Raw genomic sequence first — 17877 nt, forward strand, 5'->3', positions numbered from 1 at the left:
AGGGTCGTATGAGCCATCCCGAAGAGATTCTTTCGGTCAAGAACATCTTCAAGGTCTTCGGTCCGAACCCGGACCTGGCCATGAAGATGCTGAACAACGGTGCCGACAAGAACGAGATATTCCAGAAGACCGGCCATGTAGTCGGCGTCTTCGACGCCAGTTTCTCGGTCAAGCGTGGCGAGATCTTCGTGATCATGGGCCTGTCCGGCTCGGGCAAGTCGACCATGGTGCGCTTGTTCAACCGCCTGATCGAGCCCACCTCCGGCAGCATCCATCTCAATGGCAAGGAAATCACTGGCCTGAGCGACAAGGCGTTGCTCGACGTGCGCCGCAAGGAAATGGGCATGGTGTTCCAGTCCTTCGCGCTGATGCCGCACATGAGCGTGCTGGAAAATACCGCCTTCGGCCTGGAGATTTCCGGCGTCAGTGAAAGTGAGCGGCATTGCCGGGCGAAAGAAGCCCTCGCCCAGGTCGGCCTGGCCGGCCATGAGCACAGCTATCCGCATCAGCTGTCTGGCGGTATGCAACAGCGCGTTGGCTTGGCCCGTGCGCTGGCCAACGATCCGACCATCCTGCTGATGGACGAAGCGTTCTCGGCGCTGGACCCGCTCATCCGCAGCGAGATGCAGGGTGAGTTGATCCGCCTGCAAGCCGAGCAGCAACGCACCATCATTTTCATCTCCCATGACATCGAGGAAGCGATCCGCATCGGCCATCGCATCGCGATCATGGAAGGCGGTCGTGTGGTGCAGATCGGCACCCCGCAAGAACTGATCAACCAGCCGGCCAACGAATACGTGCGCAACTTCTTCAAGGGGTTCGACAGCTCTCGGGTGCTCAAGGCCGGCGACGTCGCCCAGCTGGATCCCGAGACAGTCTGCCGGGTCAACGGCAAGGCACCGCAGTTCAAGGCGTGCGCGGCCTTTGGCTACCTGATCGACGACCGGGGCCATTTGCTCGGTGTGGTCAACACCGACGAAAGCGGCGTGTCGGCCGGTGATCGTTACAGCCTGCACGAACAGCAACCCGTGTACGTCGACACGCCGTTGCACGACGTGCTGGATATCGCCGCAAACCTCCCCTACCCGGTCCCGGTGCTCGACCGTGATGGCTTTTTCAAGGGCACCGTGTCGAAGAACCAGTTGTTGCAGACCCTGAGCCGCCACTAAGCGCCTGCGTCTTTGACCCGCATCCTTTTGAAGAGGTAGCCACAATGTCCGATTTCAGCTTTCTCGACCCGTTCCAGACCCTGACCATTCCCTTGGGGGACTGGGTGGAAACGGTACTCAACTACATGGTGCAGAATTTCCGTGAGGTCTTCCGCGCCATCCGCTGGCCGATTGACCAGGTGCTCAACGGCATCGAATACACGCTGCAAAGCATCCCGCCGAGCATCGGCATCATCCTGTCGTCGCTGCTCGGTTGGCAGCTGGCGGGCAAGCGCATGTCCGCGTTGTGTTTCGTCACCTTGACGCTGCTGGGCCTGATCGGCGTGTGGTCCGAGTCCATGACCACCCTGGCGCTGGTGCTGACTTCGGTGTTCTTTTGCGCCTTGATTGGCATCCCGCTGGGCATTGTCTGCGCCCGCAGTGACCGACTGGAAAAAGTCATCCGGCCGATCCTCGACGCCATGCAAACTTTGCCCGCCTTCGTCTACCTGGTGCCGGTGGTGATGCTGTTCGGCATCGGCAACGTCCCCGGCGTACTGGTGACCATCGTGTTTGCGCTGCCGCCGCTGGTGCGCCTGACCAACCTCGGCATCCGCCAGGTGCCCGAAGACAAGATCGAAGCCGCCCGCGCCTTCGGCTGCACGCCACGCCAGATGCTGACCCGCGTGCAATTGCCGCTGGCCACCTCGACCATCATGGCCGGCCTCAACCAGACCCTGATGCTGTCGCTGTCGATGGTGGTGATCGCTTCGATGATCTCCGTGGGCGGCCTGGGCCAGATGGTCTTGCGTGGCATCGGCCGGCTCGACATGGGCCTGGCCACCGTCGGCGGCATCGGTCTGGTCCTGCTGGCGATCTTCCTGGATCGCCTGACCCAGGCCATGGGCGCACGCACCAACGCTGACCCGAGCAAACGCTGGTACCACACAGGCCCTGTTGGCGTGCTGATGCGCCTGACCGGTAACAAGCCAGTCGATGTCGCTGGCAAGACCGCCTGACGCCGCACTTTTGAATCTGCCGTACACCGATAACAACCACTAAAAGGTACGTGATGATGTTGAACCGCACATTCACCCGCAACCTGCTCCAGTGCGCTGGCGCTGTCACCTTCACCCTGGCCGCGCTGACCGCTGTCGCCTCGCCTGACAAACCCGGCGAAGGGGTCAAGGTCACGCCGATCTTCCCCTCGATTGCCGAGGAACGCTTCCGTGGCGAGGTGGCGATGGAGGGCTTGCGCGAGCTGGGCTACAACGTGCAGGAACCGAAAGAAACCGAGTACGGCGTGATGATGATGGCGCTGTCTGCCGGCGATGCCGACTTCACCGTGCACCTGTGGGATCAGCTACATGACGAGTTCTACCAGAAGGCGGGTGGCGACAAGACCATGGTCAAGGCCGGCGACATCCTCCCGGGCGTGCTCCAGGGCTACCTGATCGACAAGAAGACCGCGGACAAATACAACATCAAGTACATCACCGACATGAAAAAGCCGGAGATCGCCAAGCTCTTTGATACCGACGGCGACGGCAAGGCCGACATGACTGGCTGTAACCCGGGTTGGGGTTGCGAGCTGGTGATCGCCCACCACATGAAGGCGTATGACCTGGAAAAATCCATCACCGTGAACCAAGGCTCGTACTTCGCGCTGATGGCCGACACCATCACCCGCTACAAGGAAGGCAAGCCGGTCTTCTACTTCACCTGGGTACCGCAATGGATCGCCAGCGTGTTGGTCGAAGACAAGGACGTGGTCTGGCTGGAAGTGCCGAAGACCGATTTGCCGGGCGGCAAGAACGACGTGAACACCATGTACAAGGGCAAAAACCTGGGCTTTGCCGTGGACAAGGTCGAAGCGGTGCTGAACAAGGAATTCGCCCAGGAAAACCCGGCGGCCCTCAAGTTCCTCTCGCTGGTGCAAATCACCACTGACGACGAGAGCACGCAGAACCTCAAAATGCAGGAAGGCGAGAAAAAGCCCAAGGACATCACCCGCCACGCCAAGGAATGGGTACAGGCGCATCGCGCCCAGTTTGATGAATGGCTGAAGGCTTCGCGGGCCGCAGCGATGCAAGCCAAGAACTGATCGCCACCCACTGTTGATTCCCGGCCCTTCGCAGGGTCGGGGTTTTCCACACGGAATTAGGTGGACCTCCCGGTTCTGACGAATTTTTGCGCCTGCAAATCAGCGCACCTGCCCTGCGCGACAACCGCTTGCAACGTTGCATTGCCTCAGGATTCGACCATGACAAAAATAACTTCGTTGCCTGCCGATGATGATAGCTGTGGATGGTTCCACACCAGCAGGAAACGCACGCCCACCCCGGCCCATCAAGGCAATACCGCTGCGCGCTGGGTCATTGTCGGCGCCGGTTTTACCGGGCTGGCGGCGGCCCGCCAGTTGGCCGGCCACTTTCCTGACGAGCAGATTATCCTGCTCGACGCGCAACCTGTTGGCTTCGGCACTTCGGGGCGCAACGCCGGTTTCGCCATCGACCTGCCCCACGACATCGGCGCCGAGGACTACATCGGCGACATCACCATTGCGCGCAAGGTGATGAAGCTTAACCTCAGCGGCAAAAACACCCTGAAGGAGCTTGTCCAGCGTTTTGACATCGATTGCCAGATGAAGCACTGCGGCAAATACCAGGCAGCCGTCGAACCCCGCGGCATTGCGGTCCTGGAAGCGTATCGCAGCGGTCTGGACAAGCTCGAGCAGCCCTACGAGATGATCGAGGGCGAAGACCTGCCGGACCACATCGGTACCACGTTCTATCGCAAGGCGCTGTTCACACCGGGCACGTCGCTGCTGCAGCCGGCGGCCCTGGTCAAAGGCCTGGCTGACAGCCTGCCGGCCAACGTGACGCTGCACGAGAACACCGTGATCACCGATGTCGAATACGGCAACCGCACCGTCCTGCGCCATGCCGCAGGCACGATCACCGCCGACAAGTTGCTGCTGACCAACAACGCCTTCGGCCAGCACTTCGGTTTCCTCAAGGGCCGCATGCTGCCGGTGTTCACCTACGCCAGCCTGACCCGGCCGATGACCGAGCAGGAACAGGCGCGCCTGGGCGGCAAGCCTTACTGGGGGCTGATCCCGGCCGATCCGTTCGGCACCACGGTACGACGCACCCCGGACAATCGCCTGCTGATCCGCAACAGCTTCAGCTTCAACCCGGACGGGCGCAGCCAGCACAAGTACCTGGAACGGTTCGCCGCGCGCCATTGTGCCTCGTTCGACCGGCGCTTCCCGATGCTGCCCGACCTGCCCTTCGAATACACCTGGGGTGGTGCGCTGGCGCTGTCTCGCAACCACGAAGGTTACTTCGGCGAGCTTGGACCGAACGTGTATGGCGCGCTGTGCTGCAACGGTCTTGGCGTCACCCGGGGCACCGCCACCGGCCAGTTGCTGGCCGACTGGCTGGCTGGTGAGCGCAACGAGCTGATCGAGTTCCTGCTCAATTCACCCGGCCCGAATGCCAATCCACCCCAACCTTTCCTCTCCATCGGCGTCAATCTGAACCTCGCGTGGGGGCAGATGCGCGCCGGCAAGGAAGGCTGATCCTGAACGCACTCCACAACAATCACTGCACTGAGGCTCAATCATGAAATTCGAAGGTATCTACACCCCGGCCATCACGCCGCTGGCGGCCGATGGCAGCATCGACAAGGGCGCGTTCGCCAATGTCCTGGAATACCTGGTCGAGTCCAAGGTCCACGGCGTGATCATTGGCGGTTCCACTGGCGAGTACTACGCCCACACCGCCCAGGAGCGCTTCGACCTGGCTGCCCAGGCCATTGACGTGCTCAACGGTCGCCTGCCGCTGATCGTCGGCACGGGCGCGATCCGCACCGAAGACTCGGTGGCCTATGCCGCTGCCGCCAAGGAAATCAAGGCCGACGCCCTGCTGGTCGGCACCCCGCCCTACGCGCTGCCGACCCAGCAGGAAATCGCCGTGCACGTCAAAGCCGTGGACCGCGCCGCCGGCCTGCCGATCATGCTCTACAACTACCCGGGCCGCATGAGCGTGAGCATGGGCGAGGAGTTCTTTGACGCAGTCGCCGACGTGAAGAACATCGCCGCCATCAAGGAAAGCTCCGGCGACATGGCGCAGCTGCACCGCCTGGCGATCCAGCGCCCGAACATCGCCCTGTCCTGTGGCTGGGACGACCAGGCACTGGAATTCTTCGCCTGGGGTGCTTCGAGCTGGACCTGCGCCGGTTCCAACTTCGTCCCTCGCGAACACGTTTCTCTGTACGAGGCCTGCGTGCTGGAAAAAGACTTCGCCAAGGGTCGGCGGATCATGGCCGAGCTGATGCCGCTGATGGACTTCCTCGAAGGTGGCAAGTTCGTCCAGTCGATCAAGTACGGCAGTGAGCTGCAGGGCCTGCGTACCGGTGGCGTGCGGGCGCCGTTGCAAGGCCTGGACGACAGCGAGAAAGCACGACTCAAAGATGTCATCACCACCCTCAAGCGCAACATCGCCCAAATTACAGGAGGTGCCTGAAATGGCTGAATTGCTGAGCAAGGAACAATACGCGGCGCTGGCCTATCAACTGAAACCGCGTACCCAGGCGTTCATCGACGGTGAATTCCGCGATGCGGTCTCGGGCAAGACCTTCGTCACCACGAATCCGGCCACCGGGCAGAAGCTGGCCGACGTGGCCGCCTGCGACGTGCAGGATGTTGACCTGGCCGTGGCAGCCGCGAAACAGGCCTTCGAAGATGGCCGCTGGACCAACCTGTCGCCGGGCGAACGCAAGCACATTTTGCTGGATTTTGCCCGCCTGCTTGAAGAGAACGCCCATGAACTGGCCGTGCTGGAAAGCCTGGACAGCGGCAAACCGGTCAGCGAGTGCCAGAACGTCGATGTGCCGGAAACCATCCACACCATCCGCTGGCACGCCGAGCTGATCGACAAGATCTACGACAACACCGCACCGACCGGGTCCGCTGCCGTGACCATGGTCGTGCGCGAAGCCATCGGCGTCGTCGGCCTGGTGCTGCCTTGGAACTTCCCGCTGCTGATGCTGGCCTGGAAGATTGCCCCGTCGCTGGCGGCCGGTTGCTCCATCGTGGTCAAGCCAGCGCGCGAAACCACCCTCAGCGCCTTGCGCGTGGTCGAGTTGGCGCACCAGGCCGGGATCCCGGCGGGCGTGTTCAACATTGTGCCTGGTGGTGGTCGCGAAGCCGGCGAAGCGATTGGCCGGCACATGGACATTTCCATGGTCAGCTTCACCGGCTCCACCGACACCGGCCGGTTGTTCCTCAAGTATTCCTCAGAGTCCAACCTCAAGCGCGTGGTGCTGGAACTGGGCGGCAAGAACCCTGCCGTGGTGATGAACGACTGCGAGAATCTCGATGAAGTGGCGCAGTTCGTCACCGCGGGTGCGTTCTGGAACATGGGCGAAAACTGCTCAGCCTCCTCGCGCCTGATCGTGCACAAGGATGTGAAGGACGACCTGCTCGGGCTGATCGCCAAGCACCTCAAGGACTGGAAACTGGGTGATCCGCTGGATCCGGAAAACCGCCTCGGCGCTATGGTCAGCAAGGCGCATTTCGAGAAAGTCAGCTCGTACCTGGACCATGCCGCCGAGCGCAAGCTCAAGGTGGTCCAGGGTGGCACCACCGAAGCGGGCGTGTTCGTGCAGCCGACCATCGTCGATGGTGTCAGCCGTGATGATCGCCTGTTCATCGAGGAAATTTTCGGCCCGGTGCTCAGTGTGACGCCGTTCTCGACCGTCGACGAAGCCATCGAGTTGGCCAACGATACCGTCTATGGCCTGGCCGCCTCGGCCTACACCGGCAGCCTGCGCAACGCCCTGCGCCTGTCCCGAGAAATTCGCGCAGGCGTGGTGACGGTCAACTGTTTCGGCGAAGGCGACGCCTCGACCCCGTTCGGCGGCTACAAAGAATCGGGCTTCGGCGGGCGCGACAAGTCGATCTGGGCGCATGACCAGTACACGGAGCTGAAGACCATCTGGATCAATGCATCGTAAATCCCTGTAGGAGCGAGCTTGCTCGCGATGGGGCCTACACATCCAACATCATCAGCGCCTGACACACCGCCTTCGCGGTCAAGCCCGCTCCCACAGGTTTCTTCGGTGAACAAAGACTTTGTACTCGACCGCCAACACTGTGGGGGCGAGCCTGCTCGCGATGGGGCCGGCAAACCCAACATCACCTGTGCCTGACACACCGCTATCGCGAGCAAGCTCGCTCCTACAGGTTCCCTCGGTGGACACAGATTTTGTGCGCGACCGCTCCCACAGTTTGCGCATCACCATGCCGCATTTGTATGGGTTCATGCCTGACAAATGCCAAAACAAACCCAACAACCCATCAAATCGCCGGCTGCCGCCCGGCATTTTGCCGTCTCATAATGGACTTACAACAATAAAGGGGTTCCCCCTGAGGCGTGTTAGCCATGTACAAAGACCTTGTCGTCAAACCTCGCAAGACCGACAGCGCCGCCTTCATGGGTGCGGTGGCTGTGATCATTTTCATCATTACGCTGGTGTTTGGATTGGGTCAGGGTCGGCTGTCCCAGTTGATGGGTCCTATCGTCCTGGACCTGCAGGCGCCACTGGCGCGTGATATCGCGGTGGGCGGGACCCTCACCCTGACGCTGGTGCTCAACCTGTTCATCCTCGGCCGCCTGCCACTGCGCACGCAGATCATTACGGTCTGGTGCGAATTGCTGGCGTTGTTCCTGCTGTTTTTCGACACCTTCAACCTGTCCTACAGCTTCATCGCCACCAAAGTCGGCTTCATGATCACGCAGGGTGTGTTCACCACCGTTTACGTGTCGGCGATCTCGATTGCCATCGCCTTCGTGCTTGCCTTGCTGGGCGCCACTGCGCGCCTGTCGTCCAACGGCTTTGCGATTGCCATCGCCAGTTTCTACACCTCGTTCTTCCGGGGCGTGCCGCTGCTGATCCAGATCTACCTGATTTACCTGGGCATCCCGCAGCTGGGTTATGTGATTGGCGCGGTGCCGGCTGGCATCCTCGCGCTGTCGCTGTGCTACGGCGCGTACATGACCGAGATCTTCCGCGCCGGCATCAGCAGCATTCCTCGTGGCCAGTGGGAAGCCTCCAGGGCCATCGGCCTCAACCCTTGGCAGGCCATGACCCGGGTGATCCTGCCGCAGTCGATGCGCCTGATCATTCCGCCCACCGGCAACCAGTTCATCTCGATGCTCAAGGACAGTTCGCTGGTCTCGGTCATCGGCGTCTGGGAGTTGATGTTCCTGGCACGCACCCAGGGCCGGGCCGAGTTCCGCCACCTGGAAATGCTCATCACCGCCGCCGTGCTCTATTGGCTGCTGTCGATCCTGCTGGAAACCGTCCAGGCGCGCCTGGAAAAGCACTTCAACCGTGCCCACCGCTAAGCCAGGAGCCTTGTGATGAATCAGCTTGCAACCGCCTTGTCCCCCGCCGTCTCGATTCGCGACATGCACAAGTGGTACGGCGACTTTCATGTGCTCAAGGGCATCGACCTGCACATCGCCAGCGGCGAAATCGTGGTGGTCTGCGGCCCCTCGGGTTCCGGCAAGTCCACCCTGATCCGCTGCCTGAACCTGCTGGAAGATTTCCAGAAAGGCAGCGTCCATATCGACGGCACCGAATTGACCCGCGAGGCCACACGCGTCGCCGACATCCGCCGCCAGGTCGGTATGGTGTTCCAGCAGTTCAACCTGTTCCCGCACATGACCGTGCTGGATAACCTCATGCTTGGACCGCGTCTGGTGAGCAAGCTCAGCGATGCGCAGGCCCGCGAACTGGCTTACGAATACCTCGACCGTGTGCGTATCCGCAACCAGGCCGACAAGTTCCCCGGCCAGCTTTCCGGCGGCCAGCAGCAGCGCGTGGCCATCGCCCGCGCCCTGTGCATGCGCCCGCGCATCATGCTGTTCGATGAACCCACCTCGGCGCTCGACCCGGAGATGGTCAAGGAAGTGCTGGATGTCATGGGTGAACTGGCCCAGGACGGCATCACCATGGTCTGCGTCACCCATGAGATGGGCTTCGCCCGGCGCGTGGCCGACCGCATCATTTTCATGGATCAGGGCTGCATCATCGAGCAAGCCAAACCCAACGAGTTTTTTGACAACCCGCAGCACGCCCGCGCCCGGGAGTTCCTGTCACAGATTCTCAGCCACTGAGAAACATCAGCCGTCGATAACAACAAAACCAGCACAAAGACTACTGGAGACTGACTCATGCGCTCACTTACCCGCTTCTTCACCGCAACCGCCGTCGCTACAGCGTTGACCGCCACCGCAGGCGCCGCCTGGGCCGGCGCGACCCTGGACCGCATCCACGACACCAAGGTGATCAAGGTCGCCACCGCCGCCAACTGGCCGCCGCAATCGTTCCTCGGCCCGGATAACCAGTTGCAAGGCTTCGACATCGATGTGGCCACCGAAATCGCCAAGCGCCTTGGCAGCAAGGTCACCTTCGTCACGCCCGAGTACGGGATCATCACCGCCGGGCGCTGGGCCAATCGCTGGGATCTGTCGGTGGGTTCCATGACCCCCACCACCGCGCGCGGTCGGGTGCTGGATTTCCCGGCGATCTACTACTACACGCCTTACGTCTTCGCGGTGCACAAGGATGCCGCCGGTGCCAAACCTTCTGACTTGAATGGCAAGACCATCGGCGTCGAAGCCGGCACCACGTCCGAAGACTACATCAACCGCCGCCTCAAGATCGACGCCGCCGACGTGCCGCCCTTCACCTATGAGGTTGAGCCTGGCGAGGTGCAGACCTACGGTGACAGCATGGGCCCGCTGGATGACCTGCGCATGGGTAACGGTGTGCGCCTGAACGCCACCTTGTCGGCGCTGCCGACCATCGTCGCGGCAGTGAAAAATGGCTATCCGATCGTGCAGGTTGAAGGCAAACCCGCCTACTACGAACCACTCGCCCTGGCTACCGACAAAGGTGATGACGCCTTCAACAGCGCGTTGACCAAGATCGTCACGGAGATGAAAGCCGACGGCACTCTCAAGCAGCTGTCGCAGAAGTGGTACGGCGCGGACCTGACCCAGGTCCAGTAAACCGCAGCAAACTACCCAAGCCTTGCCGAGCGCCCGTTTTAAACGCGGCGCCCGGCTCGTCTGTGCCGTGAAGAAAAGGACAAGAGCCCTCATGTACATCAACAATTACTACACCGCCACCATGCAATACGCGCCCGAACGTGCGCCACTGGCGGGCGCCACGCAGGCGGATGTGTGCATCGTCGGCGCGGGGCTGGCCGGGCTCAGCACGGCCTGGGAGCTGCTCTCGCGGGGCAAGTCGGTGGTGCTGCTCGACGCCGGCCGCGTGGCGTGGGGCGCTTCGGGGCGTAACGGCGGGTTTGTGCTTCAGGGCTGGTCCGAAGGCTTGTCGGCTATCGAGCGGCGATGCGGCAAGGCGACCGCGGCTGCGCTGTTCAAGCTGTCGCTGGAAGGCGTCGATACCGTGCGCGGGATGATCGCCCGTCATCAGTTTGCGGGTTGCGCGCCCACGTCGGGCAAGCTCAGCGTGGTGCGCTACGACGACGGCGATAACCTGCAACGCACCCGCGATAAAATGGCTGCCGATTTTGATTTTCACCTTGAGTACCTGGATCGCCAGGCCGTGCGCGAACGTCTAAGGACCGATCGCTACTTCCAGGCGCTGCGCGATACCCACGGCTTTCACTTCCACCCGTTGAATTACTGCCTGGGCCTGGCCGGGCTGATCGAAGCCAGCGGCGGCCGTATCCATGAGCAATCGCCCATGGTGCGTGTCGAGAGCGAGCGCGGTCGTCATCGAGTGATCACCGATCAAGGCAGCGTCGATTGCGCGCACGTGGTGTATTGCTGCGGCGGCTATGGTGGTCGTGAGTTCGGCAAGCTGCGCCGGGCCTTCCTGCCGATCGCCACCTACGCGGTACTTACCGAACGCCTCGGCGGGCGTCTGCCAGAAGTGATGCGTACCACCGATGCCGTGGGCGACAACCGTCGCGCCTCGGACTACTACCGCATCGTCGATGGCGACCGCCTGCTCTGGGGCGGCCGCATCACCACCCGCAACCTGCAGGATGAAAAGCGTTTGGGGCAACTGCTGACCGACGACATTCTCGACGTCTACCCGCAATTGCGCGGCGTCAGGATCGACAAGGCATGGTCCGGGCTGATGGGCTACGCACGGCACAAGATGCCGCACATAGGCCCGCTGGGCCAGGGCCTGTGGGCGTGTACTTCGTTTGGTGGCCATGGTATGAACACCGCGCCGATTGGTGGGCGCGTGATTGCCGAAGCCATTTGTGGTGAAACCGATCGCTACCGACTGTTTGACGCCTATGGCCTGCAATGGAACGGTGGTCCGCTGGGACCGGCGGCAGCACAAACGGTTTACGCCGGCCTCAAGATGATGGATATATTCCAGGAAGCCCGCTCGCAACGCCGAGCGACACAGAGCAACTGAACCCCCGCGAGGTCAAGTACGTGTCCATGGATGTGCAGAGTTCCGGTCCGCTGTTCAACCTCACCGACAAGGACAGGCAACTGCTTGGCCTGCTGCAAACCAATGCCCGCGAACCCACCGCATCATTGGCTCGCAAGCTCGGGGTATCGCGCTCGGCGGTGCAGGAACGCATCACCCGCCTGGAAAAGGCCGGCGTCATCACGGGCTACAGTGTGCGCATCGATCAGGATCGGCTGCAGCAGACCATCAACTGCTTCACCATGACCTCGTGCACCAACAAGAGTTACACCGACGTCATGACCTCGCTGCGCAAGATGGACGCGGTGCAGGCGGTGTATGCGGTGTCGGGCGAATCGGATTTCATCATCCACCTGGTGACCCCAACCTTGAGCGAACTGAACGCCGAACTGACCCGGATCAACATGATCAAGGGCGTGGCCCATACCGCTTCGCATATCGTGATGGAGACCAAGTTCAGCCGTAAATTGAGCCTCTAATCATGCATATTGACCCCTGTAGGAGCGAGCTTGCTCGCGATGGTATCCCAGACACCGCAGGCATCCAGACACCCCGCGTCATCGTTAACCACCATCGCGAGTAAACTCGCTCCTACAGGTTTCTCGGTGAACGCAGATTTTGTGTACGAGCGCAGACACTGTAGGAGCGAGCTTGCTCGCGATGGTGTCCCAGACACCGCAGGCATCCAGACACCCAGCGTCATCGTTAACCACCATCGCGAGTAAACTCGCTCCTACAGGTTTCTCGGTGAACGCAGATTTTGTGTACGAGCGCAGACACTGTAGGAGCGAGCTTGCTCGCGATGGTGTCCCAGACACCGCAGGCATCCAGACACCCAGCGTCATCGTTAACCACCATCGCGAGTAAACTCGCTCCTACAGGTTTCTCGGTGAACGCAGATTTTGTGTACGACCTCAGACACTGTAGGAGCGAGCTTGCTCGCGATGGGGCCAGCACATCCAACCTCATCAGCGCCTGACACCCCGCCATCGCACGGTTCGACGCTTCGACATGCTCGCTCCTAAAGACTGCGCCAGCGTTTTCGGGCGTGGACGTAGGCGGCCAGGTCGCTGTAGCCCAGTTGCGCAGCGATCTGCGTGCGGGTGTTGCCTTGCAGTTCAAGGTACTGCTCAAGCTCCGCCCGCACCCGGTCGAGCAGGTAGCGGAAGGTCAGGCCTTCCTCGTCCAGGCGCCGACGCAGGGTCCGTGGGCTCTGGTTCAACACCTGCGCCTGGGTCTCCAGGCTGCAAACCTGCCCCGCGACCAGGCTCTGGCGAATCCCCTGCACCACCCGGCCGGCCCAGCCGCTGAGTTGGTGCTGTTGCGTCAGGCGCCGGTCCAGTTCCTGGCACAGCACTTCCATCATCCCGGCATTGTGGGTTTGCAGCGGCGTCTGCAGGCTGGAACGGGTGAAGTACAACCGATTGTGCTCACACCCGAACTGCACGTTGTCGCCGAACCACTGGACGTACTGCGCATGATACGCGGGGCGCGGATGGGCGAAAGACGCGCGCATCGGCAGCAGGGTCAGGCCGGTGCCGATGCGCAGGACAGTGAGTGACATCACCGAGTAGTGCTCGACCACATACCGCGCCAGGCTGGCCGGGGCTTCGATGCGCAGCTCGACACCCAGGCAGTCGCCCTCCTCGACCAGCACGATGTTGTCCATGTCCAGAGCCAGGCGTGCGTAACGCGCCCAGAAGCGAATCGACTCCTCCAGATTGGCGCTGTACAGGCAAGCATGTGCCAGCACATGCCAATCCTGGCGGGTGAAATGCGAAAACAGCTTAAGGCCGATGGCCGGATCATGACTGGCGGCCTTGCGCCACAGCTGTTCCAGGGCAACCATGCTGTAGTTGCTGCGGGCCTTGAGCGTGCAACTGTCGAGGTAGCGCTCCAGCACCCGCCCCAACGGACCACGATGAAATCGTTCGGGCGAAGGCTTGGCCGGATTTGCGGTGATTCTGTCCGTTTTGCGCATAGCTTGAGCTGGACCCATGGTTTCTTATTGTCGGGCGTCGCCATTATCGGCCCCAACCAGAGAGTGCCATGAATACAACAATAATCTCCAACAGTCCGGTACCAATCATCCTTGCCATTCTGATTGGCTTTATCGCCCTGGAAATCGCCTGCGCCTGTTTCACCCAGCCCCGTGGCCAGCGGCGCGACGTGATCATCGAAATCCTCGGTTCCAGCCTGCTGATGGGCGTGACCCTGCCGCTGGTGACCTTGCTCAGCAGCCTGTTACTGGATCATTTCGCACCGCAATTGAAAGACAGCCTGGCCAATGTGCACTGGCTGCTCGGCCTGGGCTTGTTCCTGGTGCTGGACGACATGACCCAGTACTGGTGGCATCGCCTGAGCCACAAGGTGCCGTTCCTGTATTCGCTGCACCGGGCGCACCATTCGGCGCCCTACATGAGCATCCGCATCGTCTACCGCAACAACAGCTTTTACTACCTGCTGATGCCTGGCCTATGGTTCTCGGGGATGCTGATCTACATGGGCCTGGCGCCGGTGTATTACGGCTACCTGATCGTCAAGATGCTGGTGATCTTCTCCGCCCACAGCAGCGTGCCCTGGGACGAAAAGCTCTACCGCGTACCGGCGTTGCGCCCGCTGATGTGGTTGCTGGAACGGACCATTTCCACGCCCGCCACCCACTCGGCCCACCACGGGCTGAATGCCGATGACGGCGTGACCCATTACAAGGGTAACTTCGGCAACCTGCTGTTCTTCTGGGACGTGTTGTTCGGCTCGGCGAAAATCACCCGCCGGCGTCCCGAGCATTACGGTATCGAGGACATGAAGCCGGTGAGCTGGCAGCAGGAGTTGTTCTGGCCATTGGCGCGCAGCAAACGTGTACAGGCGCAACGTCCATCCAATCAGGAGTTGGCCAAATGAGCTTGAACATCGTCCTTGTCGCAGGTTCCAGCCAGCAAGCGAGCCAATCGTCGAAGGTAGCGGGGTTTCTCGCTGCGCGTTTACAGGCGTTGGCACTGTGTGAACAGCCTCGGGTGATCGACCTTGGTGCTGCGCCCCTGCCTTTGTGGCCGGCCGAAGATGTCGGTGGCGTGTGGGCTGATCACAGCGCCGTGTTGCGTGAGGCCGATGCGCTGGTGGTGCTGACCCCGGAATGGCACGGCATGGCGTGCCCGGCGTTGAAGAACCTGTTCGTCCATGCCGGCTACCGTGAGCTGGGGCACAAGCCGGCGCTGTTGGTGGGTGTGTCCTCGGGCCAGGGTGGCGCTTATCCGTTGTCGGAGTTGCGGGCCTCGAGCTACAAGAATTGCCGGATCTGCTACCTGCCTGAGCAGTTGATCGTGCGGCAGGTGGAGTCGGTGATGAATGGCCCGGACAGCGCCAGTGCCGAAGACTTGCGCATCCGGCGCCGTGCTGACTGGTCGCTTGGGGTTTTGATTGAATATGCTCACGCCATGCGCGGCCTGAACGAACGCCTGCGCCCCGACGCCCCCGAGTTTGCCAACGGCATGTAAAAAAAGCCGCCCCCTGTAGGAGCGAGCTTGCTCGCGATATCCAGCATCATCGGCGCCTAACACACCGCCATCGCGGGCAAGCCCGCTCCCACAGGGGCAACACCGATCTCTGTAGGAGCGAGCTTGCTCGCGATATCCAGCATCGTCGGCGCCTGATACACCGCCATCGCGGGCAAGCCCGCTCCTACAGGTTATTTGTTTCGCTCAGTGGCTGATCATCCACGGCCGCCCCGAGGCCTTGCCCTTGAGGGCATGGGGGTTGGTCTTGCTCGGCTCGACTTTCTGGCTCGGGCCACAGCAACCGCAGCCTTTGGGATGTCGGGCGCTGTCGCGATATTCATCGACGGTCTTGGGTGCATGTGAGCTGCGCTCGTTGGCGGCGATGGCCTTGCGTGTGTTGCCGGCCATGGTGGCCAGCCCAGGCGCCGAGAGGATCACCCGCAGGCTCGATGTTCCGCACGCCGGGCAATCACAGGGCAATGCGCTGTCTGCCATGGGGCGCATCGCCGTGAAGTATCCGCATTCGGGGCAATCGTATTCGTACATAGCCATAGAAAGAACTCCAAAAAATCACTGTTCATCCCTGATGGATTCCGGCGCAAGACTCGCGTCCTGCACCGGAAACACTTCCGAACGCGAGCTTATTTATCCGGTGCAATCGGCAAATCGATACTGCCATCGATAAAACGTGTCGGACCGTTGGCACTCGGGTTGATATCGAACTGGAAGATCTCGGTGGGCAACCACAACGTCGCGCAGGCGTTCGGGATGTCGACGACCCCGCTGATATGCCCCTGCACCGGCGCCGACCCCAGCAATGCATAACCCTGCGCAGGCGAATAACCGAACTTGGTCATGTAGTTGATGGCGTTCAGGCAGGCCTGCTTGTAGGCGATGTTGACGTCCAGGTAATGCTGCTTGCCGCTTTCATCCACCGAGATCCCTTCGAAGATCAGGTATTTGTTGTAGGTCGGGATGATTGGGCTGGGCTTGAAGATCGGGCTCCTGATTCCGTATTTTTCCATGCCGCCCTTGATCAGCTCGACACGCATGTGCACCCAGCCGGCCATCTCGATGGCGCCGCAGAAGGTGATTTCGCCATCGCCCTGACTGAAGTGCAGGTCGCCCACCGACAGGCCGGCGCCATCGACGTACACCGGGAAGAACACCTTGGAACCTCGGGAAAGGTCCTTGATGTCGCAGTTGCCGCCGTGCTCGCGCGGCGGTACGGTACGGGCGCCCGTGGCGGCGGCCATGTCACGCTCGGGGCCCTTCATCTTGCCCAGGTGGGCGGTCTTGGCGAATGGCGGGTTGGCCAGCGGCGGTACGCGCTCGGGGTTGGTGTCGATCAACTCCTGCTCACGGCGGTTCCACTCGGCGAGCATCTTGTGATCCGGCAGGCAGCCGATCAGGCCGGGATGGATCAGGCCGGCGAACTCGACGCCTGGAATGTGCCGGGAACTGGTCATCATGCCCTTGAAGTCCCAGATGGCTTTCTGCGCCGAAGGGAAATGGTCGGTGAGGAAACCGCCACCGTTCTGCCGGGAAAAGAAACCGTTGAAGCCCCACTGCGAATCGGCCCTGGCGCCGATGTCGAGCAGGTCGACCACCAGCAGGTCGCCAGGCTCTGCGCCGTGCACACCCACCGGTCCCGACAGGTAATGCACGGTGGACAGGTCGACATCACGCACGTCACTGGCGTCATCGTTGTTCTTGATCGCGCCCGCCGTCCAGTCGTAGGTTTCCAGGATGAAGTCGTCACCGGGTCTGACCCAGCACGCCATCGGGATATCCGGGTGCCAGCGGTTGTGAATCTGCTCGTTTTCAGTGGCCGGCTGATTCAGGTCGACTTTGATCAACACTTCGGTCATTGCGTTTCTCCTTGGATGGAAATATCCCCGATCGCAGGCGAACGAACGCCTTGGGCCTGCGCGACTTCAATAAGCGCGGGCCCTGCGGTGACTGCGGTTCAAGCGATCGGGTTTGAGTGTAGTGGCTATTTCAACGGGCCAAGCCTGCGAGCTGTATCAACGAGTTACACCGACAAATAGCGGCTGATCGTTGCCTCATCGACATTGGCCCGGGTTTCCTCGATCACGAAGCGGCCCTTCTCGATCACCAGGAACCGGTCGGCGATTTCCAGGGTGAACGACAGCACCTGCTCGGACACGACGATGGTCAGGTCACGCAGATTGCGGATCTCCTTGAGGGTGCGCGCGATGTCCTTGATCACGGAGGGCTGGATGCCCTCGGTGGGTTCGTCCAGCAGCAATACCTTGGGATTGGTCGCCAGCGCACGGGCGATGGCCAGTTGTTGCTGCTGCCCGCCCGAGAGGTTGCCGCCGCGCCGGCTGCGCATATCGAACAGCACCGGGAACAACGCATACAGGTCTTCCGGCACCTTGCCCCTGGCCGAAGCCGGCAAACCGGTCTGGATGTTTTCCAGCACGGTCATGGACGGGAAGATCATTCGCCCCTGCGGTACATAGGCCAGGCCGTGCTCGACCCGAGCATGGGTTTCCATGGCCGAGATGTTCACGCCCTCGACAGCCACCTGGCCACGCCATTGCGGCAGGATGCCCATCAGGCTCTTGAACAGCGTGGTCTTGCCCATGCCGTTGCGGCCCATGACGGCGACGATTTCCTGCTTCGCGACGTTCAGATCCAGGTCGTGGAGGATCTGACTCTGGCCGTAGCCGCAGGCCAGCTGATTGATTGCAAACATGCCGTGCTCC

Annotated in this window: 17 protein-coding genes; 13 read left to right on the top strand and 4 right to left on the bottom strand. The window is 61.5% G+C overall.

The window, feature by feature from the left end:
- Positions 1–8: 8 nt before the first annotated feature.
- From AB4N64_RS10430 to AB4N64_RS10480, 11 genes are all read left to right on the top strand, one after another.
- The gene (locus tag AB4N64_RS10430; protein ID WP_169866561.1) at positions 9–1169 is read left to right on the top strand and encodes a quaternary amine ABC transporter ATP-binding protein; all 1161 of its coding nucleotides are present in this window, start codon (positions 9–11) and stop codon (positions 1167–1169) included.
- 44 nt (positions 1170–1213) lie between these two features.
- The gene (gene proW, locus AB4N64_RS10435; protein WP_169866562.1) at positions 1214–2167 is read left to right on the top strand and encodes a glycine betaine/L-proline ABC transporter permease ProW; all 954 of its coding nucleotides are present in this window, start codon (positions 1214–1216) and stop codon (positions 2165–2167) included.
- Positions 2168–2223: 56 nt separating this feature from the next.
- The gene (gene proX / locus AB4N64_RS10440) at positions 2224–3252 is read left to right on the top strand and encodes a glycine betaine/L-proline ABC transporter substrate-binding protein ProX (RefSeq protein WP_169866563.1); all 1029 of its coding nucleotides are present in this window, start codon (positions 2224–2226) and stop codon (positions 3250–3252) included.
- 159 nt (positions 3253–3411) lie between these two features.
- Positions 3412–4731 carry an NAD(P)/FAD-dependent oxidoreductase gene (locus AB4N64_RS10445; RefSeq protein WP_169866564.1) on the top strand — a complete coding sequence of 440 codons (1320 nt, stop codon included), beginning with the start codon at positions 3412–3414 and terminating at the stop codon, positions 4729–4731.
- 43 nt (positions 4732–4774) lie between these two features.
- Positions 4775–5677 (top strand): dihydrodipicolinate synthase family protein, encoded by a 903-nt coding sequence (locus AB4N64_RS10450; RefSeq protein WP_169866565.1) that lies wholly within the window; start codon positions 4775–4777, stop codon positions 5675–5677.
- A 1-nt stretch (position 5678) separates the two neighbouring features.
- Positions 5679–7169 (top strand): aldehyde dehydrogenase, encoded by a 1491-nt coding sequence (locus tag AB4N64_RS10455; protein ID WP_169866566.1) that lies wholly within the window; start codon positions 5679–5681, stop codon positions 7167–7169.
- Between the two features lie 428 nt (positions 7170–7597).
- The gene (locus tag AB4N64_RS10460; RefSeq protein ID WP_169866567.1) at positions 7598–8563 is read left to right on the top strand and encodes an amino acid ABC transporter permease; all 966 of its coding nucleotides are present in this window, start codon (positions 7598–7600) and stop codon (positions 8561–8563) included.
- A gap of 15 nt (positions 8564–8578) precedes the next feature.
- Positions 8579–9337 (top strand): amino acid ABC transporter ATP-binding protein, encoded by a 759-nt coding sequence (locus AB4N64_RS10465; RefSeq protein WP_169866568.1) that lies wholly within the window; start codon positions 8579–8581, stop codon positions 9335–9337.
- 57 nt (positions 9338–9394) lie between these two features.
- The gene (locus AB4N64_RS10470) at positions 9395–10234 is read left to right on the top strand and encodes a transporter substrate-binding domain-containing protein (RefSeq protein WP_169866569.1); all 840 of its coding nucleotides are present in this window, start codon (positions 9395–9397) and stop codon (positions 10232–10234) included.
- A gap of 91 nt (positions 10235–10325) precedes the next feature.
- On the top strand, positions 10326–11627 hold the full coding sequence (locus tag AB4N64_RS10475; RefSeq protein WP_169866570.1) for an NAD(P)/FAD-dependent oxidoreductase: 1302 nt from the start codon (positions 10326–10328) through the stop codon (positions 11625–11627).
- 26 nt (positions 11628–11653) lie between these two features.
- Positions 11654–12124, top strand: a complete 471-nt coding sequence (locus AB4N64_RS10480; RefSeq protein WP_169866571.1) for an Lrp/AsnC family transcriptional regulator — start codon at positions 11654–11656, stop codon at positions 12122–12124.
- A gap of 542 nt (positions 12125–12666) precedes the next feature.
- Here AB4N64_RS10480 and AB4N64_RS10485 read toward each other — a convergent pair.
- A complete protein-coding gene (locus AB4N64_RS10485) occupies positions 12667–13626 on the bottom strand; it encodes an AraC family transcriptional regulator (RefSeq protein ID WP_460125096.1) in 960 nt (319 codons plus the stop codon).
- 68 nt (positions 13627–13694) lie between these two features.
- Here AB4N64_RS10485 and AB4N64_RS10490 point away from each other — a divergent pair, with 68 nt between their 5' ends.
- Positions 13695–14549 carry a sterol desaturase family protein gene (locus AB4N64_RS10490; protein ID WP_169866573.1) on the top strand — a complete coding sequence of 285 codons (855 nt, stop codon included), beginning with the start codon at positions 13695–13697 and terminating at the stop codon, positions 14547–14549.
- The gene (locus tag AB4N64_RS10495; RefSeq protein WP_169866574.1) at positions 14546–15142 is read left to right on the top strand and encodes an NADPH-dependent FMN reductase; all 597 of its coding nucleotides are present in this window, start codon (positions 14546–14548) and stop codon (positions 15140–15142) included. The genes AB4N64_RS10490 and AB4N64_RS10495 overlap by 4 nt, the downstream gene beginning before the upstream one ends.
- A gap of 204 nt (positions 15143–15346) precedes the next feature.
- Here AB4N64_RS10495 and AB4N64_RS10500 read toward each other — a convergent pair whose 3' ends face one another.
- The 3 genes from AB4N64_RS10500 to urtE all read right to left on the bottom strand — a co-directional run bounded on the left by AB4N64_RS10500 (position 15347) and on the right by urtE (position 17867).
- Complete coding sequence (locus AB4N64_RS10500; protein WP_169866575.1) at positions 15347–15694, bottom strand: FmdB family zinc ribbon protein; 348 nt, start codon at positions 15692–15694, stop codon at positions 15347–15349.
- Positions 15695–15783: 89 nt separating this feature from the next.
- A complete protein-coding gene (gene fmdA / locus AB4N64_RS10505; RefSeq protein WP_169866576.1) occupies positions 15784–17013 on the bottom strand; it encodes a formamidase in 1230 nt (409 codons plus the stop codon).
- A 164-nt stretch (positions 17014–17177) separates the two neighbouring features.
- Positions 17178–17867, bottom strand: coding sequence for an urea ABC transporter ATP-binding subunit UrtE (gene urtE, locus AB4N64_RS10510; RefSeq protein ID WP_169866577.1), 690 nt, complete (start codon positions 17865–17867; stop codon positions 17178–17180).
- Positions 17868–17877 lie beyond the last annotated feature (10 nt).

The organism is Pseudomonas sp. S2_C03 (genome assembly GCF_054668405.1).